At 47.7% G+C, this 22617-nt stretch carries 22 protein-coding genes, 2 tRNA genes and 2 other RNA genes; 13 read left to right on the forward strand and 13 right to left on the reverse strand.

Annotated elements, in window-relative coordinates; all coding sequences use genetic code 11:
- On the reverse strand, positions 1-720 hold the full coding sequence (tonB, locus tag E0D98_RS03820) for a TonB system transport protein TonB (RefSeq protein WP_000171273.1): 720 nt from the start codon (positions 718-720) through the stop codon (positions 1-3).
- 223 nt (positions 721-943) lie between these two features.
- Here tonB and E0D98_RS03825 point away from each other — a divergent pair, with 223 nt between their 5' ends.
- Together E0D98_RS03825 and kch are read left to right on the forward strand one after the other, a co-directional pair.
- Positions 944-1240 carry a YciI family protein gene (locus tag E0D98_RS03825; RefSeq protein WP_000967595.1) on the forward strand — a complete coding sequence of 99 codons (297 nt, stop codon included), beginning with the start codon at positions 944-946 and terminating at the stop codon, positions 1238-1240.
- A 298-nt stretch (positions 1241-1538) separates the two neighbouring features.
- The gene (kch, locus tag E0D98_RS03830) at positions 1539-2792 is read left to right on the forward strand and encodes a voltage-gated potassium channel protein (RefSeq protein ID WP_000020078.1); all 1254 of its coding nucleotides are present in this window, start codon (positions 1539-1541) and stop codon (positions 2790-2792) included.
- A 54-nt stretch (positions 2793-2846) separates the two neighbouring features.
- Here kch and E0D98_RS03835 read toward each other — a convergent pair whose 3' ends face one another.
- Positions 2847-3020, reverse strand: coding sequence for a YciY family protein (locus E0D98_RS03835; protein WP_001309467.1), 174 nt, complete (start codon positions 3018-3020; stop codon positions 2847-2849).
- 142 nt (positions 3021-3162) lie between these two features.
- Between E0D98_RS03835 and cls the strand changes: the two genes are divergently transcribed.
- Positions 3163-4623, forward strand: a complete 1461-nt coding sequence (gene cls / locus E0D98_RS03840) for a cardiolipin synthase (RefSeq protein WP_000214516.1) — start codon at positions 3163-3165, stop codon at positions 4621-4623.
- Positions 4624-4657: 34 nt separating this feature from the next.
- Positions 4658-4987 carry an HI1450 family dsDNA-mimic protein gene (locus tag E0D98_RS03845; RefSeq protein ID WP_000366959.1) on the forward strand — a complete coding sequence of 110 codons (330 nt, stop codon included), beginning with the start codon at positions 4658-4660 and terminating at the stop codon, positions 4985-4987.
- Between the two features lie 52 nt (positions 4988-5039).
- Here the strand turns inward: E0D98_RS03845 and oppF are convergent, their stop codons facing one another.
- From oppF to oppA, 5 genes are all read right to left on the reverse strand, one after another.
- Positions 5040-6044 carry a murein tripeptide/oligopeptide ABC transporter ATP-binding protein OppF gene (gene oppF / locus E0D98_RS03850; protein WP_000994905.1) on the reverse strand — a complete coding sequence of 335 codons (1005 nt, stop codon included), beginning with the start codon at positions 6042-6044 and terminating at the stop codon, positions 5040-5042.
- Positions 6041-7054, reverse strand: a complete 1014-nt coding sequence (gene oppD / locus E0D98_RS03855; protein ID WP_000110945.1) for a murein tripeptide/oligopeptide ABC transporter ATP-binding protein OppD — start codon at positions 7052-7054, stop codon at positions 6041-6043. The genes oppF and oppD overlap by 4 nt, the downstream gene beginning before the upstream one ends.
- Before the next feature lie 11 nt (positions 7055-7065).
- On the reverse strand, positions 7066-7974 hold the full coding sequence (oppC, locus tag E0D98_RS03860; RefSeq protein ID WP_000979648.1) for an oligopeptide ABC transporter permease OppC: 909 nt from the start codon (positions 7972-7974) through the stop codon (positions 7066-7068).
- A gap of 14 nt (positions 7975-7988) precedes the next feature.
- Complete coding sequence (gene oppB, locus E0D98_RS03865) at positions 7989-8909, reverse strand: oligopeptide ABC transporter permease OppB (protein WP_000911112.1); 921 nt, start codon at positions 8907-8909, stop codon at positions 7989-7991.
- 85 nt (positions 8910-8994) lie between these two features.
- On the reverse strand, positions 8995-10626 hold the full coding sequence (gene oppA / locus E0D98_RS03870) for an oligopeptide ABC transporter substrate-binding protein OppA (protein ID WP_001297114.1): 1632 nt from the start codon (positions 10624-10626) through the stop codon (positions 8995-8997).
- Between the two features lie 283 nt (positions 10627-10909).
- On the opposite strand from oppA, the gene E0D98_RS27365 reads away from it, so the two are divergent.
- Positions 10910-11206: a hypothetical protein gene (locus tag E0D98_RS27365; protein WP_001211510.1), complete on the forward strand. Its 297-nt coding sequence runs from the start codon at positions 10910-10912 to the stop codon at positions 11204-11206.
- 156 nt (positions 11207-11362) lie between these two features.
- On the opposite strand, the gene ychE (E0D98_RS03875) is transcribed toward E0D98_RS27365, so the two are convergent.
- Together ychE (E0D98_RS03875) and ychE (E0D98_RS27805) are read right to left on the reverse strand one after the other, a co-directional pair.
- Positions 11363-12010, reverse strand: a complete 648-nt coding sequence (gene ychE, locus E0D98_RS03875) for an NAAT family transporter YchE (RefSeq protein WP_000616554.1) — start codon at positions 12008-12010, stop codon at positions 11363-11365.
- Between the two features lie 30 nt (positions 12011-12040).
- Positions 12041-12094 (reverse strand): protein YchT, encoded by a 54-nt coding sequence (gene ychE, locus E0D98_RS27805; protein ID WP_211180492.1) that lies wholly within the window; start codon positions 12092-12094, stop codon positions 12041-12043.
- Positions 12095-12486: 392 nt separating this feature from the next.
- On the opposite strand from ychE (E0D98_RS27805), the gene adhE reads away from it, so the two are divergent.
- The gene (gene adhE, locus E0D98_RS03880) at positions 12487-15162 is read left to right on the forward strand and encodes a bifunctional acetaldehyde-CoA/alcohol dehydrogenase (RefSeq protein WP_000301651.1); all 2676 of its coding nucleotides are present in this window, start codon (positions 12487-12489) and stop codon (positions 15160-15162) included.
- Positions 15163-15463: 301 nt separating this feature from the next.
- Here adhE and tdk read toward each other — a convergent pair whose 3' ends face one another.
- Complete coding sequence (gene tdk, locus E0D98_RS03885) at positions 15464-16081, reverse strand: thymidine kinase (RefSeq protein ID WP_000068079.1); 618 nt, start codon at positions 16079-16081, stop codon at positions 15464-15466.
- Positions 16082-16685: 604 nt separating this feature from the next.
- Here tdk and hns point away from each other — a divergent pair.
- Positions 16686-17099: a histone-like nucleoid-structuring protein H-NS gene (gene hns / locus E0D98_RS03890; RefSeq protein ID WP_001287378.1), complete on the forward strand. Its 414-nt coding sequence runs from the start codon at positions 16686-16688 to the stop codon at positions 17097-17099.
- 143 nt (positions 17100-17242) lie between these two features.
- On the opposite strand, the gene galU is transcribed toward hns, so the two are convergent.
- From galU to rssA, 3 genes are all read right to left on the reverse strand, one after another.
- Complete coding sequence (galU, locus tag E0D98_RS03895) at positions 17243-18151, reverse strand: UTP--glucose-1-phosphate uridylyltransferase GalU (protein ID WP_000718995.1); 909 nt, start codon at positions 18149-18151, stop codon at positions 17243-17245.
- A 201-nt stretch (positions 18152-18352) separates the two neighbouring features.
- The gene (gene rssB / locus E0D98_RS03900; protein WP_000193447.1) at positions 18353-19366 is read right to left on the reverse strand and encodes a two-component system response regulator RssB; all 1014 of its coding nucleotides are present in this window, start codon (positions 19364-19366) and stop codon (positions 18353-18355) included.
- A gap of 91 nt (positions 19367-19457) precedes the next feature.
- On the reverse strand, positions 19458-20363 hold the full coding sequence (gene rssA, locus E0D98_RS03905) for a patatin-like phospholipase RssA (protein ID WP_001295622.1): 906 nt from the start codon (positions 20361-20363) through the stop codon (positions 19458-19460).
- A gap of 112 nt (positions 20364-20475) precedes the next feature.
- Between rssA and E0D98_RS03910 the strand changes: the two genes are divergently transcribed.
- The 6 genes from E0D98_RS03910 (at position 20476) to E0D98_RS03935 (ending at position 22546) form a co-directional block, all read left to right on the forward strand.
- A complete protein-coding gene (locus tag E0D98_RS03910) occupies positions 20476-20934 on the forward strand; it encodes a YchJ family protein (protein WP_001307143.1) in 459 nt (152 codons plus the stop codon).
- A gap of 49 nt (positions 20935-20983) precedes the next feature.
- A complete protein-coding gene (gene purU, locus E0D98_RS03915; RefSeq protein WP_000555849.1) occupies positions 20984-21826 on the forward strand; it encodes a formyltetrahydrofolate deformylase in 843 nt (280 codons plus the stop codon).
- Positions 21827-21985: 159 nt separating this feature from the next.
- Positions 21986-22070, forward strand: a tRNA-Tyr gene (locus E0D98_RS03920).
- Positions 22071-22104: 34 nt separating this feature from the next.
- Positions 22105-22189: transfer RNA gene (locus E0D98_RS03925), tRNA-Tyr, on the forward strand.
- Positions 22190-22235: 46 nt separating this feature from the next.
- Positions 22236-22367, forward strand: a non-coding RNA gene (locus tag E0D98_RS03930) — RtT sRNA.
- 47 nt (positions 22368-22414) lie between these two features.
- A non-coding RNA gene (locus E0D98_RS03935) (RtT sRNA) lies at positions 22415-22546 on the forward strand.
- Positions 22547-22617: the final 71 nt, after the last annotated feature.

A 22617-nucleotide genomic window follows, 5' to 3' on the forward strand; every position in this document is an offset into this window, starting at 1 on the left:
TTACTGAATTTCGGTGGTGCCGTTAATTTTAAACAGGATATTCACCACAATCCCACTGCCTGGCTTACCCGGCTCATAACGCCATCTGCGCATCGCATTTTTCACCTCACGCTCAAACATGTTCGCAGGCTTGGCTGAGAGGATTTGTACGTTATCCACGCGACCATCCGGCGTGACGTCAAATTTAACTTTAACCTGCCCTTCAATGCGCAATGCCTGTGCTCGTGCCGGATACTGCGGCTGATTACGGCTTAATGCGCGTGGTCCTGAAGCCACACTGGTAACCGGCTTGCTGGTTGCAGCCGTTGCCGTACTTGATGTCAGGCGTGCGGGTGCCGTATTTTCAAACGGTGATGCCGGACGCGACTCTACGGGTTTGACATCGCGTTTTGGCTGCTCCTGTACCTTTTTCACCGGCTTCGGTTTTGGCTTAGGTTTCGGCTTCGGCTTTTCAATGACCGCCGGTGCTTCTTTTGGTGGTTCGGGGATCGGCTCAGGTTCCGGTTCTGGCTCTACCACCGGCTCCGGTGGCGGCTGAACGGCTTGTGGCGGTTCGAGATCAGCAGGCGCAACCATCGTGACAGAAATTGGCTGCGCAGGCGCAGGTAGTTCAATAACCTGATGTACCGAGGTATAGAGCAGACCCGCCACAACAGCACCATGAATGCAGACCGAAAGTAACGTCGGCCAGGGGAAGCGGCGAGGTAAATCAAGGGTCATTGAAGTCATAATCATTTCAGTAGAAAAACCAGGTCTCGATTTTAAATGCAAATAGCAATCATATTCAATAAGGCAAGACGATCAGGATCAGTGAAAATGTCATTTTTGGCGTAATTGACCTTAATTTATGCATGGTCTTAACAAAGACATCATCTTTCCGTTGCAGATCTTCGCCCTTTCAAATAACGTACTTTACAACTTTCCCGAACAAGGAGTTGTGCCCGTGTTGTATGTTATTTACGCTCAAGACAAAGCTGATAGCCTCGAAAAACGCCTTTCCGTTCGTCCGGCACATTTAGCACGTTTACAGTTACTGCATGATGAAGGTCGTTTGTTGACAGCTGGTCCAATGCCAGCGGTAGACAGTAACGATCCAGGGGCTGCGGGATTTACTGGCTCAACCGTTATTGCTGAATTTGAATCGCTGGAAGCAGCTCAGGCCTGGGCCGATGCTGACCCGTACGTAGCGGCAGGAGTCTATGAACACGTTTCAGTGAAACCATTTAAGAAAGTGTTCTGAATAGAGATTCAATATTTAAGGACACGGTTTTTGCAACCGTGTTCTTGTTTGGCCTTTCCTTATAGCCGGTCAGTGCATTCACCACCACAAGCAGATAATAACTTTATCTGTATTTCTTTATATGATGTGAACATATTCAGGAAAATGCCCTTTCCTGACGCAGAGTTGCTCGCTCAAAACCTTTGATTACTGCCGATAAAGTCATCTACTATTGTTTAACACATTCACGCGCTGCATGTATGTTCAGAAAATGTGCACGCTAAGATTATTAAACAAAATTGTGGTTACAGAGGTATCAGTGAGTCACTGGGCTACATTCAAACAAACAGCAACAAATTTATGGGTGACCCTACGGCACGACATTCTCGCGCTGGCCGTCTTTTTAAATGGATTGCTTATTTTTAAAACAATCTATGGTATGTCGGTCAATTTGCTTGATATTTTCCATATCAAAGCATTTTCAGAGTTGGATCTCTCCTTGCTGGCAAACGCCCCACTATTTATGCTCGGCGTCTTTCTTGTCCTGAACTCCATTGGCTTACTGTTCCGGGCAAAGCTCGCATGGGCAATCAGTATCATTTTGTTGTTGATAGCGCTAATTTACACCCTGCATTTTTATCCCTGGCTGAAATTTAGTATTGGATTTTGCATTTTTACGCTGGTGTTTTTGCTGATACTGCGCAAAGACTTCTCCCACAGTAGCGCCGCAGCCGGGACAATTTTTGCATTTATTAGTTTCACGACATTACTGTTTTACTCAACCTACGGTGCGCTTTATTTAAGCGAAGGTTTTAATCCGCGAATAGAAAGTTTGATGACCGCGTTCTATTTTTCGATAGAAACCATGTCAACCGTCGGCTATGGCGATATTGTCCCTGTTTCTGAATCAGCACGATTGTTCACTATTTCGGTCATTATTTCCGGCATTACCGTTTTTGCCACATCTATGACCTCAATTTTTGGTCCGCTTATCCGCGGGGGATTCAACAAACTTGTAAAAGGAAACAATCATACAATGCATCGTAAAGATCATTTTATTGTTTGCGGACATTCGATTCTCGCCATCAATACGATCCTGCAACTGAATCAACGCGGACAAAACGTAACGGTTATCAGCAACTTGCCTGAAGATGATATCAAGCAACTTGAGCAACGCTTAGGCGATAACGCTGATGTTATCCCCGGTGACAGTAATGACAGTTCAGTATTAAAGAAAGCGGGAATCGATCGTTGTCGGGCCATTCTGGCGCTGAGTGATAACGATGCAGATAACGCGTTTGTTGTACTCTCGGCAAAAGATATGAGCAGTGATGTCAAAACAGTTCTCGCCGTCAGTGATAGCAAAAACCTGAATAAGATTAAGATGGTACATCCGGATATCATTCTCTCACCGCAACTGTTTGGCAGCGAAATTCTGGCGCGAGTTTTAAATGGTGAAGAGATTAATAATGATATGCTCGTTTCAATGTTGTTGAACTCAGGTCATGGTATTTTCAGCGATAACGATGAACAAGAAACGAAAGCTGACAGTAAAGAATCGGCGCAAAAATAGAGTTTAAAGACGGAAGAGTAAACTTATTGGGCACCGCAATGGTGCCCAGTACATTTAGATATTGTAGATCGCAAACAATAACGAGTTACGCTGTTTGTTTAGAATGCACTTCCTGATGCTGTGGATACGCATATTTCGGCGCGATTGCCCCTCAAGCCAACGCGATTTACGTCGGCTAGCCTGACGCTGCATGCGCCAGCGCCCCACTTCCGTTCTACTCCGCTTCATGTTAACTACTCTATGCAATAACAGAATGGTCATTATACCCCCACCCCCGACGCTGACCAGTGCTTTTCCCGCGTTTTTATTTGCCAGATGAATCCATATGCGTAAACTCATAACAATGCGCTTTCAAAAGGATTTCTAATCTATGACAACCGTTTATACGTTGGTGAGTTGGTTGGCCATTCTGGGATACTGGTTGCTCATTGCAGGCGTAACTTTACGCATTCTAATGAAACGACGCGCAGTTCCCTCCGCGATGGCCTGGCTGTTGATTATTTACATTCTGCCGTTAGTCGGAATTATTGCCTATCTTGCCGTTGGCGAGCTCCATTTAGGCAAACGCCGCGCTGAGCGCGCCAGAGCGATGTGGCCTTCCACCGCAAAATGGCTTAACGACCTTAAAGCCTGTAAGCATATCTTCGCCGAAGAAAATAGCAGTGTCGCTGCGCCATTATTCAAGCTTTGCGAGCGTCGTCAGGGGATCGCTGGGGTCAAAGGGAATCAGCTACAACTGATGACCGAGTCAGATGATGTGATGCAGGCGTTAATCCGCGACATCCAGCTCGCGCGCCATAATATTGAGATGGTGTTTTATATCTGGCAGCCCGGCGGCATGGCGGACCAGGTGGCTGAATCATTAATGGCCGCTGCGCGACGCGGCATTCATTGCCGATTGATGCTCGACTCCGCCGGGAGTGTGGCTTTTTTCCGCAGCCCGTGGCCCGAGCTAATGCGTAATGCCGGTATTGAAGTGGTCGAAGCCTTAAAGGTCAATCTGATGCGTGTGTTTTTACGCCGTATGGACCTGCGCCAACATCGCAAGATGATCATGATCGATAATTACATCGCGTACACCGGCAGCATGAATATGGTCGATCCTCGCTACTTCAAACAAGATGCGGGCGTAGGGCAATGGATTGATCTGATGGCGCGTATGGAAGGCCCCATCGCCACCGCGATGGGGATTATTTATTCCTGCGACTGGGAGATTGAAACCGGAAAACGTATTCTGCCGCCACCACCAGATGTCAATATTATGCCGTTTGAACAGGCCAGCGGTCACACCATTCACACAATTGCTTCTGGCCCCGGCTTTCCGGAAGATCTCATTCACCAGGCATTATTGACTGCGGCTTATTCGGCGCGTGAATATTTGATCATGACCACGCCCTACTTTGTGCCAAGCGATGATTTACTTCATGCGATTTGCACGGCGGCGCAGCGCGGGGTGGATGTCAGTATTATCCTTCCGCGAAAAAATGACTCGATGCTGGTCGGCTGGGCCAGTCGCGCATTCTTTACGGAACTTCTTGCTGCTGGGGTTAAAATTTATCAGTTTGAAGGCGGGTTACTGCATACCAAGAGCGTGCTGGTCGATGGCGAACTAAGTCTGGTTGGCACCGTTAACCTTGATATGCGTAGTCTGTGGCTGAATTTCGAGATTACCCTGGCAATCGACGATAAAGGTTTTGGTGCAGACCTTGCCGCCGTTCAGGACGATTATATTTCGCGTTCACGTCTGCTCGATGCCCGTTTATGGCTAAAACGTCCATTATGGCAACGTGTCGCCGAGCGACTGTTTTACTTCTTCAGTCCGTTGCTGTAAAACGTCGCCAACAGAGGTTAAACAGGTAGTGACTATGGATATGGATCTAAACAATCGCCTGACTGAAGATGAAACGCTTGAGCAGGCCTACGATATTTTTCTCGAACTGGCTGCCGACAATCTCGATCCAGCTGATGTTCTGCTGTTCAATCTTCAGTTTGAAGAGCGCGGCGGCGCGGAGTTATTCGATCCGGCGGAAGACTGGCAGGAACATGTTGATTTCGATTTGAACCCAGACTTTTTTGCCGAAGTGGTGATTGGTCTGGCGGACAGTGAAGATGGTGAAATCAACGATGTTTTCGCCCGCATTCTGTTATGCCGCGAAAAAGATCACAAACTTTGCCATATCATCTGGCGGGAATAAATAATCGCTTTCGGCGTGAAAAAGGGCTGACAACTGTCAGCCCTTATTGTGTTTAAAGCGGATCGACTTTCAGGCAAGAAACGGCGTGTCTGAAACTCCCCTCCAGAACAGGACGTGTTTTGGCGCACTCCGGACCGGCAATCGGGCAACGGGTACGGAAAACACAACCGGAAGGCGGGTTGATCGGCGACGGTAATTCCCCTTCCAGTAACTGGATGGTTTTGTTCTTCTCCAGATCCGGATCAGGTATGGGGACTGCCGACATCAATGCCCTGGTGTAAGGATGTAGTGGATTGTGGTAGACCTCATCATAGGTCCCCAGTTCTACCGCATGGCCGAGATACATCACCAACACACGATCGGAAATGTGTTTTACCACGGCCAGGTCATGAGCGATAAAAATTAATGACAATCCCATCTCACGTTGCAGCTGCTGGAGCAGGTTGACCACCTGCGCCTGAATTGACACGTCCAGCGCCGAAACCGGCTCATCGCAGATAATCAGCTTCGGTTCAAGAATAAGAGCACGAGCAATCCCGATACGCTGGCACTGCCCACCGGAGAACTCATGCGGATAGCGGTTAATCAGGTTAGGCAATAACCCGACTTTCAGCATCATCGCCTTCACGCGCTCGCGAACTTCCTGGCGTGACATTTTCGGATGATAAGTACGCAGTGGTTCAGCGATGATCTCGCCGATGGTCATACGCGGGTTTAGCGATGCCAACGGATCCTGGAAAATCATCTGAATATCACTGCGAACGGCACGCCATTCATCGGGCTTCATGCCCAGCAACTCTTTACCTAACCAGGCAACATGACCGTCGGTCGCCTTGACCAAACCGATGATGGCGCGAGCAAAGGTGGACTTACCGCATCCCGATTCCCCTACCACACCTAATGTTTCCCCTTCATACAGGCGAAGAGTGACACCATCGACGGCTTTGAGCGTTTTCGGCGGTTGCCAGAACCACTGTTTGCCATCTTTGATTTCAAAGTGCACTTTAAGATCGGCGATTTCAAGGAGGACTTTTCTTCCTTCAGTTACAGCATTCATAACAGTTCCTCCACCGGTTTAAAGCAAGCACGCAGACGGCCAGGCGTAAACTCTTCCAGCGGCGGTGCGCTACTACAAATTTCCATCGCATGTGGACAACGTGGCTGGAACGGGCAACCTTTCGGTAATCGCAGCAAGTTTGGCGGATTACCCGGGATGGTCAACATTGTTTCACCTTCCGCATCAAGACGCGGCACCGCGTTGAGCAAACCGATAGAATAAGGATGAACGGGTTGATAAAAGACATCGCGCGCATTACCATATTCCATCGTGCGCCCGGCGTACATTACCAGCACTTTGTCACAGATCCCCGCCACCACGCCAAGATCGTGGGTGATCATAATGATGGCGGTATTAAATTCCCGCTTCAGTTCATTTAATAGCGTCATGATCTGCGCCTGTACGGTGACGTCCAGCGCAGTAGTGGGTTCATCCGCAATCAGTAGCTTAGGTCGACATAGCAATGCCATCGCAATCATGACTCGCTGACGCATGCCGCCAGAAAATTCGTGCGGGTACATTTTCATGCGTTTACGCGCTTCCGGCATTTTTACCGCATCGAGCATCCGCACCGACTCTTCAAACGCCTCAGCTTTGCTCATGTTCTTATGCAGCATCAGCACTTCCATTAACTGCTCACCGACGCGCATATAGGGATTCAACGAAGTCATTGGGTCCTGAAAAATCATTGAGATTTGTTCAGCGCGCAGTTTATTGAGTTCATGCTCTGGCAAATTGAGGATTTCACGCCCATTGAAGGTTGCCGATCCGCCAATACGTCCGTTGGCAGCCAACAGGCCCATCAACGCAAATGCAGTTTGCGATTTACCCGAACCAGACTCACCTACAATACCCAGCGTTTCTCCGGCACGTAGGGAAAAATTCAAATCATTGACCGCCGTGACGTCGCCGTCCGGGGTACTAAAGGTGACACGCAAATCTTTCACGTTCAGCAGTGCGTCAGCCTGTTGTTGTGCGAGCGGCACAGTTGCAGTTTCAATTACGCTCATGGCTGCACTCCTTAACGATCTTTCGGGTCGAGGGCATCACGCAAGCCATCGCCGATAAAGTTGAAACAAAACAGCGTCACCACGAGGAATCCCGCTGGGAACAACAATAACCATGGAGAGACTTCCATCGAGTTCGCGCCATCACTCAGCAATGCACCCCAGCTGCTTAACGGCTCTTGCGTACCCAACCCCAGGAAGCTAAGGAAAGATTCAAAGAGGATCATGCTGGGCACCAGAAGTGATGCGTAGACCACCACCACACCGAGTACATTCGGCACAATGTGGCGAATAACAATGCCCGATGTCGATACACCGCCAACTTGTGCCGCCTCAATAAACTCTTTGCGCTTCAGACTCAGGGTTTGCCCACGCACAATACGAGCCATATCCAGCCAGGAAACCATGCCTATCGCCACGAAAATCAGCAGGATGTTTTGACCGAAAAAGGTCACCAGCAAAATGACGAAGAACATGAATGGGAAGGAGTTGAGGATTTCCAGCAGACGCATCATTACCGAATCCACTTTACCGCCCAGATAACCGGAAAGCGAACCATAAAGTGTCCCGACGACCACAGCCACCAGTGCCGCAGCAACACCGACCATGAGTGAGATACGCCCGCCAATCGCAACGCGCACAAGCAGGTCGCGACCGGATGAGTCAGTACCAAAGTAGTGACCGGACTCCATATCCGGGGCGCTGGACATCATCGCCCAGTCAGTATCGTCATAGGCAAACTGGGAAAGCATCGGTGCCAGGATTACAAATAACGCGATCAGCACCAGCACTATCAGACTGGCAACCGCCGCACGGTTATGAATAAAACGTCGACGTGCGTCCTGCCACAAGCTGCGCCCTTCGACCTCCAGCTTTTCACTGAAATTTTCCAGCGTCTCGCTGTTTTTCTTACTTAACATCATCGCGAGCTCCAGTATCAGTAACGGATTTTCGGGTCGATAACCGCATATAGCACATCGACAATGGCATTAAACAAAATGGTTAAAGCACCAACCAGGATGGTCAGGCTTAACACTAAGGAATAGTCACGGTTCAATGCGCCATTAACGAACAGTTGCCCAATCCCCGGCAAACCATAAATGGTTTCGATGACCATAGAACCGGTAATAATGCCGACAAATGCGGGGCCCATATAGGAGAGCACGGGTAACAGAGCAGGTTTTAATGCGTGGCGTAAAATGATCCGCCGCATAGGTAACCCTTTCGCCCGGGCAGTACGAATAAAGTTGGAGTGTAATACTTCAATCATAGAGCCACGGGTAATACGCGCAATACTGGCGATATAAGCGAGTGACAACGCCACCATCGGCAATATCATGAATTTAAGAGCCCCACCATTCCAGCCACCGCCCGGCAGCCAATGCAAAATGATCGCAAATATCATGACTAATAATGGCGCAACCACAAAACTGGGGATAACAACCCCGGTCATTGCCAGCCCCATCACGGTATAGTCCCATTTGGTGTTTTGTTTTAATGCGGCAATAACGCCAGCACTAACACCCAGTATTACCGCAAGGAAAAATGCTGCGGCTCCCAGTTTGGCAGAAACGGGAAAACTGGATGCAACCAGGTCATTGACCGAATAATCTTTATATTTAAACGATGGACCGAAATCACCGTGCGCCAGTTGTTTCAGGTAGCTGAAATACTGTGTCATGATCGGATCATTAAGATGATATTTCGCTTCGATATTGGCCATCACTTCAGGCGGTAAAGTACGTTCGCCGGTAAAAGGGCTTCCCGGCGCGAGGCGCATCATAAAGAACGAAATAGTAATAAGAATAAATAGCGTCGGAATCGCTTCCAGACAGCGACGTAGAATAAATTTTAACATTGCCCTACCTTCTGGCCTGTGCCTTCTGTAATGCGATAAAAATCAGACACCGTGGAGCAGGACACTCCTGCCCCACGTATTGCCATTAGTGCTTCACAATGTACATATTCCGGGTGTAGGTATTATCCAGCGGATCTTTGCCGGTATAGCCACCAACCCACGGTTTCACCAGACGCGCATTCACGTAGTAATAAACAGGAACAATGGCCGAATCCTTATCCAGCTGTTGTTCTGCTTTAGTGTACAGAGCTGTGCGCTGCGCCTCATCAGTCACTTTCAGCGTTTCCGCCATAATGCTGTCAAAGGCCGGGCTCTTATAATGCGCGGTATTCATCGAGCTGTTCGAAAGCATGGTGTTCAGGAAGGAAGTTGGTTCGTTGTAGTCAGCACACCAGCCTGCACGGGCCACATCAAAAGTACCCTGGTGACGGGTGTCGAGGAACGTTTTCCACTCCTGGTTAACCAGTTTGACGTTTACACCAATGTTTTTCTTCCACAATGAAGAGGCAGCAATCGCCAGCTTTTTATGCAGATCGGAGGTGTTATACAACAGGTTGATGGTCAACGGTTTGTCTGCGGTATAACCCGCTTCAGCCAGCAGTTTTTTCGCTTCTTCGTTACGTTTTTCCTGGCTCCAGCCAAACCATTCCGGCTGAGTCAATTTTGCGCCATCAGTATACGGTGGAGTGTAACCATAGGCGGGCATGTCGCCCTGCGCTTTCACTTTATTAACAATGATATCGCGGTCCATACCTAGTTTCAGTGCGGTACGCACACGCACATCGTTGAATGGCGGTTTCTGGTTGTTAATTTCGTAATAGTAAGTGCACAGGTATGGATCAACGTGAACTTCGTCCGGGATCTCTTTTTTCAGCTTCTGGAACAATTCGATCGGCATGTTGTTATAAGTCATGTCGATTTCACCACTACGGTAACGGTTGACATCGGTAACTTCAGAAGCAATAGGCAAATAGGTTACCTGGTTAATAACGGTTTTCGCGTTGTTCCAGTAGGTCGGGCTGCGTTCAAGAACGATTCGTTCGTTTACGACCCAATCTTTTAAGGTATAGGCACCGTTGGTGACGATATTACCAGGCTGGGTCCATTTTTCGCCGAATTTCTCGATAGCGGCTTTTGGCACCGGTGAAGTTGATGGGTGAACAAGTAATTTATAGAAGTACGGAACGGGTTCACTTAAGGTGACTTCTAATGTGTGATCATCAATAGCTTTCACGCCGAGATCGGTAATCGGTTTTTTCCCTTCAAGAATTTCATCAATACCGGCGATATGCCCATATTGCAGATAACTGGCATACGGAGAAGCAGTGTTCGGATCAACAGAACGTTGCCAGCTATACACAAAGTCTTGTGCTGTGACTGGCGTGCCATCAGACCATTTCGCATCTTTACGCAAATGGAAGGTCCAGACTTTCGCGTCTTTATTATCCCAGGATTCAGCGACGCCAGGTGCTGGATGACCGTCAAGATCGCTGACCAGTAAGCCTTCAAACAGGTCTCGGCTGATATTAGACTCCGGAACACCTTCAATTTTGTGCGGATCTAATGACTGAACTTCTGAACCATTGTTACGTACCAGTGTTTGTTTTTCCGCCAGTGTGACGCCTGCGGGTACATCAGCTGCCAGCGCGACATTCCCTGCCATTAGCGCAGCCAGAACGCCAGCTGCTACTAAACTTCTCTTGGTGATGTTGGTCATTGTTTTTTGGACTCCCTCATTATAATTACTGGTATTAACCAGCATGTGTAATCCCGGATTGGGACCCTGCACAGGCTCGGAGACTTTCTGCTGTCAGGTTACTTTATCGTTACGTATTACTATCACCGACTTTATTTATTCTGGTGATTCAGACGATCACCTTATGTCGATTCGTACTGTGTCTCCCCTGTCGAGACACATTATTCTTTCGCGACGCTCTTTAATTGTTAATTATTCTCATTACCAATAAAGAATCGTCTGGCGGTTGCCCGGAAAGTACCAAATGCGGTTCTTACTCGCCAATACATTTTGCAAAATTGTTAAGCAATTCTCTTTTATTGACCGTATCAGAATCTATAGCTTGCATCCATGCCTTAACAAACATATTTCAATTCAATCAAATAGAGATTGGCTAAGCATGTCTATCTTTTCTGATTACAGTTCCAGTAGTGAAATGCACAATAATTTAACAATTGATTATTATTTAGCACTTTCCTCTACCAAAGGCAGTGGAATTACTAATATCATTTCAATTATTCTTCAGCAAGCCCAGGATTATGATGTGGCGAAAATAACATGATGGTGAGGAGAAGCAGTTAAGGAAATCCTTATAACTAACTGTAATTTGAGAAGAATATTTTACCTATTCCTTTTGCTTTTGATAACTGCGCGGGAACAAAGTAAAAATAATGACGAAGTAAACGGAGCATGGCAGCTCCGTTTCATTTGAAAGGAATTAATTAAGCAGGCCGGGGAAAATCCCCTTAATACCAGTAACGATAAATTCAATCCCCAATGCCATCAGCAATAGCCCCATAATACGCGTAATCACGTTGATGCCGGTCTGGCGTAAAACCCGTACCAGCCACGGTGCCATGCGGAACAATCCCCAGCAACATAAAGCGAACAATGCAATAGCCACAAAGAAACCAAACAGATAGCTAATGCTGTGATAACGCGTACCCCAGACGATGGTAGAACTGATCGCCCCTGGCCCCGCCATCAACGGCAACGCCAATGGCACCACACCAATGCTTTCACGTACCGCGGTTTCTGATTTTTCTTGCTTGTTCTGTTTATCCTCGCCAAGCTTGCCGCTGATCATCGACATCGCTATCGTCACCACCAGGATGCCCCCGGCGATACGGAACGAATCAATTGATATACCAAAAAGTTGCAGAATCGTGTCGCCGAGAAAAAGCGAGATCCACAAGATAATGGCCACAGACAGGTTGGCTGTAAGGTTAGTTTTGTTTCGCGCTGCCGCTGTCTGATAACTGGTCATGCTGATAAAGACGGGAATAATCCCTACCGGGTTGACCAGCGCAAATAACCCGATGAAAAATTTGAAGTAAACGGGAAAATCAAAAAAGGTCTGAATCACGGTTAGCTCCGAAGCAAAAGCCGGATAATGTTAGCCATAAATAAGGTTGAAAAGACGCGCTGACAATACGCCTTTTGACAGCATTTTTCACCTCCTAACTACTTAAAATTGCTATCATTCGTTATTGTTATCTAGTTGTGCAAAACATGCTAATGTAGCCACCAAATCATACTACAATTTATTAACTGTTAGCTATAATGGCGAAAAGCGATGCTGAAAGGTGTCAGCTTTGCAAAAATTTGATTTGGATCACGTAATCAGTACCCAGAAGTGAGTAATCTTGCTTACGCCACCTGGAAGTGACGCATTAGAGATAATAACTCTAATGTTTAAACTCTTTTAGTAAATCACAGTGAGTGTGAGCGCGAGTAAGCTTTTGATTTTCATAGGTTAAGCAAATCATCACCGCACTGACTATACTCTCGTATTCGAGCAGATGATTTACTAAAAAAGTTTAACATTATCAGGAGAGCATTATGGCTGTTACTAATGTCGCTGAACTTAACGCACTCGTAGAGCGTGTAAAAAAAGCCCAGCGTGAATATGCCAGTTTCACTCAAGAGCAAGTAGACAAAATCTTCCGCGCCGCCGCTCTGGCTGCTGCAGATGCTCGAATCCCACTCGCGAAAATGGCCGTTGCCGAATCCGGCATGGGTATCGTCGAAGATAAAGTGATCAAAAACCACTTTGCTTCTGAATATATCTACAACGCCTATAAAGATGAAAAAACCTGTGGTGTTCTGTCTGAAGACGACACTTTTGGTACCATCACTATCGCTGAACCAATCGGTATTATTTGCGGTATCGTTCCGACCACTAACCCGACTTCAACTGCTATCTTCAAATCGCTGATCAGTCTGAAGACCCGTAACGCCATTATCTTCTCCCCGCACCCGCGTGCAAAAGATGCCACCAACAAAGCGGCTGATATCGTTCTGCAGGCTGCTATCGCTGCCGGTGCTCCGAAAGATCTGATCGGCTGGATCGATCAACCTTCTGTTGAACTGTCTAACGCACTGATGCACCACCCAGACATCAACCTGATCCTCGCGACTGGTGGTCCGGGCATGGTTAAAGCCGCATACAGCTCCGGTAAACCAGCTATCGGTGTAGGCGCGGGCAACACTCCAGTTGTTATCGATGAAACTGCTGATATTAAACGTGCAGTTGCATCTGTACTGATGTCCAAAACCTTCGACAACGGCGTAATCTGTGCTTCTGAACAGTCTGTTGTTGTTGTTGACTCTGTTTATGACGCTGTACGTGAACGTTTTGCAACCCACGGCGGCTATCTGTTGCAGGGTAAAGAGCTGAAAGCTGTTCAGGATGTTATCCTGAAAAACGGTGCGCTGAACGCGGCTATCGTTGGTCAGCCAGCCTATAAAATTGCTGAACTGGCAGGCTTCTCTGTACCAGAAAACACCAAGATTCTGATCGGTGAAGTGACCGTTGTTGATGAAAGCGAACCGTTCGCACATGAAAAACTGTCCCCGACTCTGGCAATGTACCGCGCTAAAGATTTCGAAGACGCGGTAGAAAAAGCAGAGAAACTGGTTGCTATGGGCGGTATCGGTCATACCTCTTGCCTGTACACTGACCAGGATAACCAACCGGCTCGCGTTTCTTACTTCGGTCAGAAAATGAAAACGGCTCGTATCCTGATTAACACCCCAGCGTCTCAGGGTGGTATCGGTGACCTGTATAACTTCAAACTCGCACCTTCCCTGACTCTGGGTTGTGGTTCTTGGGGTGGTAACTCCATCTCTGAAAACGTTGGTCCGAAACACCTGATCAACAAGAAAACCGTTGCTAAGCGAGCTGAAAACATGTTGTGGCACAAACTTCCGAAATCTATCTACTTCCGCCGTGGCTCCCTGCCAATCGCGCTGGATGAAGTGATTACTGATGGCCACAAACGTGCGCTCATCGTGACTGACCGCTTCCTGTTCAACAATGGTTATGCTGATCAGATCACTTCCGTACTGAAAGCAGCAGGCGTTGAAACTGAAGTCTTCTTCGAAGTAGAAGCGGACCCGACCCTGAGCATCGTTCGTAAAGGTGCAGAACTGGCAAACTCCTTCAAACCAGACGTGATTATCGCGCTGGGTGGTGGTTCCCCGATGGACGCCGCGAAGATCATGTGGGTTATGTACGAACATCCGGAAACTCACTTCGAAGAGCTGGCGCTGCGCTTTATGGATATCCGTAAACGTATCTACAAGTTCCCGAAAATGGGCGTGAAAGCGAAAATGATCGCTGTCACCACCACTTCTGGTACAGGTTCTGAAGTCACTCCGTTTGCGGTTGTAACTGACGACGCTACTGGTCAGAAATATCCGCTGGCAGACTATGCGCTGACTCCGGATATGGCGATTGTCGACGCCAACCTGGTTATGGACATGCCGAAGTCCCTGTGTGCTTTCGGTGGTCTGGACGCAGTAACTCACGCCATGGAAGCTTATGTTTCTGTACTGGCATCTGAGTTCTCTGATGGTCAGGCTCTGCAGGCACTGAAACTGCTGAAAGAATATCTGCCAGCGTCCTACCACGAAGGGTCTAAAAATCCGGTAGCGCGTGAACGTGTTCACAGTGCAGCGACTATCGCGGGTATCGCGTTTGCGAACGCCTTCCTGGGTGTATGTCACTCAATGGCGCACAAACTGGGTTCCCAGTTCCATATTCCGCACGGTCTGGCAAACGCCCTGCTGATTTGTAACGTTATTCGCTACAATGCGAACGACAACCCGACCAAGCAGACTGCATTCAGCCAGTATGACCGTCCGCAGGCTCGCCGTCGTTATGCTGAAATTGCCGACCACCTGGGTCTGAGCGCACCGGGCGACCGTACTGCTGCTAAGATCGAGAAACTGCTGGCATGGCTGGAAACGCTGAAAGCTGAACTGGGTATTCCGAAATCTATCCGTGAAGCTGGCGTTCAGGAAGCAGACTTCCTGGCGAACGTGGATAAACTGTCTGAAGATGCGTTCGATGACCAGTGCACCGGCGCTAACCCGCGTTACCCGCTGATCTCCGAGCTGAAACAGATCCTGCTGGATACCTACTACGGTCGTGATTATGTAGAAGGTGAAACTGCAGCGAAAAAAGAAGCCGCTCCGGCTAAAGCTGAGAAAAAAGCGAAAAAATCCGCTTAATCAGTAGCGCTGTCTGGCAATATAAACGGCCCCTTCTGGGGCCGTTTTTTTGTTTACCCAAAGCAACTTTTCCATAAACCGACAGCATTAGCCTTCATCATATTTGCGACGATGTATAACGCCTAAACACAGGGATATTGTACTTTACAGGTCACAAGTCAACGTCGGTGCTTAAGAGCCCTGTGAGGCGTATAGCGGCGTTAAAAAACTGCCGAGAAGGGTATATAGCCCGGAAGAAGTGCGTAAAACGAACTGACAGGATAAAAGTGCCCTGCTCACCCTGTCAGTAAAGAAATTCTTATTAATCGTGGCGATGCCTTTCCTGAATAGCCGTTAATGAGCCGACTTGTAACGCCTCTTTATAGTGTTTACGGCATACAGAAACGTATCGTTCATTACCACCAATTACCACCTGCTCACCTTCGTTATAAGGTCTGCCTGCTTGATCAAGACGCAGCACCATGCTTGCTTTACGGCCACAAAAACAGATGGTTTTTAATTCAACCAGTTTGTCGGACCATGCCAGTAAGTATTGGCTGCCAATAAATAATTCACCTCGAAAATCGGTACGTAAACCATAACAAAGTACGGGTATATCGAGTTGATCGACAACCTCCGATAATTCATATACTTGTTGTCTGGTTAAAAACTGGCATTCATCAACCAGTACGCAATGAATTGCCTGCTGTTCATGTTCCGCACGAATCTCATCAAATAATGATGAATTTTGGTTAAATAATTTTGCAGGCGATGACAAACCTATACGCGAACTGACTTTCCCGGCACCAAAGCGATCATCAATTTCTGCCGTATATACGACAGTGCGCATGCCGCGTTCCTGGTAATTGTATGAAGATTGCAACAATGCTGTAGACTTACCCGCATTCATTGCGGAATAGTAGAAATATAGCTGTGCCATCAGCCACAGGCCCTCAATGATATGAAATAAAGTTGGCTGGAGTTTATCATAATTCGTCAGTTTTTCAGCTCAACAGTATGCACAGAAGTGGGTATATGCGTTCTCCCTTACGAAGCCTTGCATAATCCTTCTGAGCTATCATTACAACTGCCTCGCTTGTTATAAGCGGGTAAATGACTGCTGGTAACTATTCACAATCTTTAACCTGTTGCGCAAGTAATAGCCCTCTGTTGACCTCCAGGAGATAGTGCAATACTAAGTCCATGCTCTTATTGCGACTGTTCTACTTTTCATCATTCGCTTAATAGGGAATTCTCGTAAACACAACTAATACAGAAGACTGAAAGGTCGTCAGCCTACGATAATCTCCCCATAAAATGTGACATGAATCAGGAAGTTTTAACCTCACGTGCTGCGAAATCATCGGTGTAAATAGGGCTATATGCCGCGTCTTTTCTGGCTAATTTTATGAAAAGATATTTATTGGCGGCACAAAATAAAGAACAATTTTGAATTCCTTACATTCCTGGCTATTGCACAACTGAATTTAAGGCTCTATTATTACCTCAACAAACCACCCCAATATAAGTTTGAGATTACTACAATGAGCGAAGCACTTAAAATTCTGAACAACATCCGTACTCTTCGTGCGCAGGCAAGAGAATGTACACTTGAAACGCTGGAAGAAATGCTGGAAAAATTAGAAGTTGTTGTTAACGAACGTCGCGAAGAAGAAAGCGCGGCTGCTGCTGAAGTTGAAGAGCGCACTCGTAAACTGCAGCAATATCGCGAAATGCTGATCGCTGACGGTATTGACCCGAACGAACTGCTGAATAGCCTTGCTGCCGTTAAATCTGGCACCAAAGCTAAACGTGCTCAGCGTCCGGCAAAATATAGCTACGTTGACGAAAACGGCGAAACTAAAACCTGGACTGGCCAAGGCCGTACTCCAGCTGTAATCAAAAAAGCAATGGATGAGCAAGGTAAATCCCTCGACGATTTCCTGATCAAGCAATAATCTTTTGTAGATTGCACTTGCTTAAAATCCCGCCAGCGGCGGGATTTTTTATTGTCCGGTTTAAGACAATTTAATAAGAATAAGCTATAAAAAAACGGCGTCGATTGCTCAACGCCGTTTCGTGGATAACACCGATACGGATGTTACTTCTTAATGCCCATCTCTTCTTCAAGCCAGGCTTTAAATTCCGTGCCAAGGGTGTTATGACGAATACCGTATTCAACGAAGGCCTGCATGTAACCTAATTTATTACCGCAGTCATGGCTCTTCCCTTTCATATGATAGGCTTCCACCGTTTCTTTTTCGATCAGCATATCAATTGCGTCGGTGAGCTGAATTTCATCACCAGCTCCCGGAGGGGTTTTTGCCAGCAACGGCCAAATATCCGCGCTAAGTACGTAACGACCCACAATAGCGAGATTAGACGGCGCAACATCCGCTTTCGGTTTTTCTACCACACCAACCATCGGTACGCTTTCACCAGGCGCTAATTCAACGCCTTTGCAATCCACAACGCCATATGCGGTCACATCAGCAACCGGTTCAACCATGATCTGGCTATGACCCGTTTCATCAAAGCGGCGGATCATCTCTGCCAGGTTATCCTGTGACAAATCGGATTCATATTCATCCAGAATAACATCAGGCAAAATAACAGCTACCGGTTCATCACCCACTACCGGGTGAGCACACAATACCGCGTGTCCCAGGCCTTTCGCCAGACCCTGACGAACTTGCATAATAGTCACGTGCGGTGGACAAATAGACTGCACTTCATCAAGCAGTTGACGTTTTACACGTTTTTCCAGCATTGCTTCCAGTTCAAAACTGGTATCAAAGTGGTTTTCAATAGAGTTTTTAGATGAGTGTGTAACCAGCACAATTTCAGTAATGCCAGCCGCAATACATTCATTCACGACGTATTGAATTAATGGCTTATCGACAAGTGGCAGCATCTCTTTCGGGATGGCTTTCGTCGCCGGCAACATCCTGGTTCCTAATCCCGCAACGGGGATAACGGCTTTTTTGACTTTCGTATTAATGGCAGCCATTTAAATTCTCCTGGACTGTTCGTGTTTTGAACGTGTTCATATTTCTGTATCGCATCCCAGTATATCAGCACCCCGAAGGGGCTAAGTTCTGAAAAGGAGGCGAGTTAGCATAATTAAGACAATTACTTATACGAATGGCGACGATAGTACCACCAGCCGACATTAGCAGGTAATGCAAATTTAGCCCGCGTTATCGTTTGCTCATTCTGCAGACAACATCAAGCGCAGTCGACCACCGGTTCCCCATATTTGGCATTGCCAGGCATCGCATCGCTGGCTCAATTGATTCAAATAAGCGTTACCTAAAGTGCCTAACGGAACACCATTACTGATTTGCACCTGGTGTTCGCCGGTATTTAACGTCGCATTCAGACCCGCAGAAACCAGAATGAGATTTTTCAGTTCGCGATGATAATAGCCAACTAATAGCGGAAACTGCCCCGGCAGGTTGGCCTGACGAAGTAAATGGTTTACCTGCTTCAATAACGCGCCCAACTCTGGCAACCGTTGATTTTGGTGTGCAAGCTGTTCCTGTAATAATCCGTTAAACAATGCGCGTAATAACAAGGCAGCAAGTACGCCATTATGTCCAGCTCGGGTGACATCAAGGCAATAAAATGCCAGATCGTTTTCCGAAAGTGCGGCAATATCAAGCACCAGGCCGGGTTTGTCCGCGGCAACCAATTGACGATAATTAACCCGGCAATGGGAAATCACCTGCTGAACCGGCGGTTGTAGTTCCTGTAATAATTTCGCCGCTGCGGCAGGGTTATCAACCATTGCATCCCAGTCGCGAAAAAGCCTTTCCTCTTCCTCAACGCGCGAATTAAACATGCTGGGATAGAGACAGGCAAAAACCATCTCGCGCAAGCGATTCAGATCTTTAACTGGTTTCAGCAAAACATCTTCAACGCCCAGACGTAACGCTTTGGCAATATCTGCCATATTTTCAGTGGCAGATATCACCAGAACTGGGGTCTGGTCGCCTCTGTTACGTATATGCTCCAGCAGTTTAAGCCCGTTCATTCGTGGCATCGCGATATCACATATCATCAGGTCTGGAGTGAAACCTCCCAGCAACTCAAGGGCATCCACCCCATCAGCCGCCAGTACCGTTGTCGCTCCCAATGAGGAAAACCATGAATCCAGAAGCGAGCGAAATACCTGCTCATCTTCAACAATGAGAATCTGTTTTCCGACCAATGGCTGCGTCATGTTCTCTCCCCTGACTGGCTTTACTCAATAGTGGCATGCTATTGCCACCTGCGCCTGTCAGAATTAACTTAAGTGTAGATAAAAATTCTGGTCAAATGTTGGTGCGTACCAACGGCAAAAGTTCGTCCATTTTCCTTTCCACTGCCAGCTGTCCGGCCGCAATGGCAGCGTGCGCGCGATGGAAATCAAGCGTAGATATTTGCGGGCAAACAGGTTGAATCAGAATATCGGGCGGATCACCTGCCATGCGGTTCCTTTTAAGGCGGTTCTCCAGCACCTGGATAGAAGTGGTCATAATCTCTGTTGCCGTTGGCGCTGTCACCGCCCGACGTGTCGTTATGCTGCCTAACCTTTCTTTCAGACGCGCATGCCACGGCAGAGAATCACCATTCTCGCTATTTTCTTCACTGACATTAAAGGAGAGCAAATCTTGTTGCATCAAATGAGCATCGTGCTGCAGGTCAACCGCTATCACAATATCAGCCCCCAATGCACGCGTGAGGGAAATAGGAATTGGGTTAACGACTGCTCCATCAACCAGCCAGTAGCCGTTATGTGCAACAGGTGCCATGAGTCCTGGAATACTGCATGATGCGCGAATAGCAAGATGGAGATCGCCTTCAGTAAACCATAATTCACGTCCCGTACTTAAATTGGTGGCAACAGCCGCAAAGCGACGGGAACAATTTTCGATCTCTGTTTCCGGCATTATTTCGCGGTATTGATTGAAGACACGCTCGCCGCGCAGTAACCCACCGCGCTGCCAGGAGAGATCCATCAGGCGTAAAACGTCCCAATAACTGAAAGAGGTTACCCAATCTTCCAGCGCAGATAATCGATCGCATGCATAGGCCGCGCCCACCAGCGAACCAATTGAACATCCTGCAACGATATCAATTTCAATACCCACTTTTTTTAGCGCATTAATAACGCCAATATGCGACCAACCTCTCGCCGCGCCAGATCCCAGCGCCAGCCCTATTTTTATCTTTCTCATTATTCCCGCAAGATTCCCCTGGAATGCAATCGTAGCCACATCGCTACTGCTCGGTTAACATAGTGCTACTCAGGCGGTTAATACGCCGTTATTGTTTCCAGGGAGATTATTTGTGTCTCAGCTTTGTCCCTGTGGTAGTGCTGTCGAGTATAGCCTATGTTGCCACCCTTATGTGTCTGGTGAAAAGGTTGCACCTGATCCAGAACATCTCATGCGTTCGCGTTACTGCGCTTTTGTGATGCAAGACGCAGATTATTTAATAAAGACCTGGCATCCCTCTTGTGGAGCAGCGGCGTTACGTGCCGAATTGATGGCCGGATTTGCGCATACTGAATGGTTGGGATTGACCGTATTTGAACATTGTTGGCAGGACGCCGACAATATCGGATTTGTCAGTTTTGTTGCTCGATTTACCGAAGGTGGTAAAACAGGTGCAATAATTGAACGTTCGCGATTTTTGAAAGAAAACGGTCAATGGTACTATATTGACGGTACACGTCCGCAGTTTGGTCGCAACGATCCCTGCCCTTGTGGTTCAGGTAAAAAATTTAAAAAGTGCTGCGGCCAATAATGGTTGACGGTACGGTTTAGCAAACACTCTCAACAAGGTTTTTCCAGCAATGCATTCACTCCAACGTAAAGTTCTGCGTACTATTTGTCCGGACCAAAAAGGTCTGATCGCACGTATTACCAATATTTGCTACAAGCACGAGTTAAATATCGTACAGAACAATGAATTTGTTGATCACCGTACCGGGCGCTTTTTTATGCGCACGGAACTGGAAGGGATTTTTAATGATTCCACCCTGCTGGCGGATCTCGATAGCGCATTGCCAGAAGGCTCCGTGCGTGAGCTGAATCCTGCCGGTCGTCGCCGGATAGTGATTCTGGTCACTAAAGAAGCGCATTGCCTTGGCGATTTGTTGATGAAAGCCAATTACGGCGGCCTGGATGTCGAAATCGCGGCAGTTATTGGTAACCACGATACTTTACGTTCTCTGGTTGAGCGTTTTGATATTCCGTTTGAGCTGGTAAGCCATGAAGGGTTAAGCCGCAACGAGCACGATCAAAAGATGGCGGACGCCATTGATGCTTATCAACCTGACTATGTGGTGCTGGCGAAGTATATGCGGGTATTAACGCCGGAATTTGTGGCACGCTTCCCGAATAAAATCATCAATATTCACCATTCATTCCTGCCTGCGTTTATCGGCGCACGTCCTTATCACCAGGCCTATGAACGTGGTGTGAAGATTATTGGCGCAACCGCTCACTATGTGAATGACAATCTGGACGAAGGCCCAATCATCATGCAGGACGTTATTCATGTCGATCATACCTACACAGCTGAAGATATGATGCGCGCAGGTCGTGACGTCGAGAAAAACGTCTTAAGTCGTGCGCTATACAAAGTACTGGCACAGCGCGTCTTTGTTTACGGTAATCGGACGATTATTCTTTAATCGCCAGCAAAAATAACTGGTTACCTTTAATCCGTTACGGATGAAAATTACGCAACCAGTTCATTTTTCTCAACGTAACACTTTACAGCGGCGCGTCATTTGATATGATGCGCCCCGCTTCCCGATAAGGGAGCAGGCCAGTAAAAAGCATTACCCCGTGGTGGGGTTCCCGAGCGGCCAAAGGGAGCAGACTGTAAATCTGCCGTCATCGACTTCGAAGGTTCGAATCCTTCCCCCACCACCATCTCAAGTATTACCTCAAAATTTGAATTACCCCTGGTGGGGTTCCCGAGCGGCCAAAGGGAGCAGACTGTAAATCTGCCGTCATCGACTTCGAAGGTTCGAATCCTTCCCCCACCACCATCACTTTCAAAAGTCCGTGAACTCTCAAACGAATCCGCGATTAAATATTCTGCCCATGCGGGGAAGGATGAGAAGCCTCGACCAAGGTTCGACTCGAGCGCCAGCGAGAGAGCGTTGCCGCAGGCAACGACCCGAAGGGCGAAGCGCGCAGCGTTGAGTAATCCTTCCCCCACCACCATCACTTTTCAAAAGTCCGTAAACTCTCAAACGAATCCGCAATTAAATATTCTGCCCAAGCGGGGAAGGATGAGAAGCTTCGACCAAGGTTCGACTTGAGCGCCAGCGAGAGAGCGTTGCCGCAGGCAACGACCCGAAGGGCGAAGCGCGCAGCGCTGAGTAATCCTTCCCCCACCACCATCGCTTCCTTAAATAATCAAAACCTGTTACTCCGAGCTAATTTTGCCCGATGGCACCACGTTTACCGGGCC

The organism is Escherichia sp. KCJ4928, assembly GCF_004352695.1.
In the GTDB taxonomy this organism is placed as follows: Bacteria; Pseudomonadota; Gammaproteobacteria; order Enterobacterales; family Enterobacteriaceae; genus ECMA0423.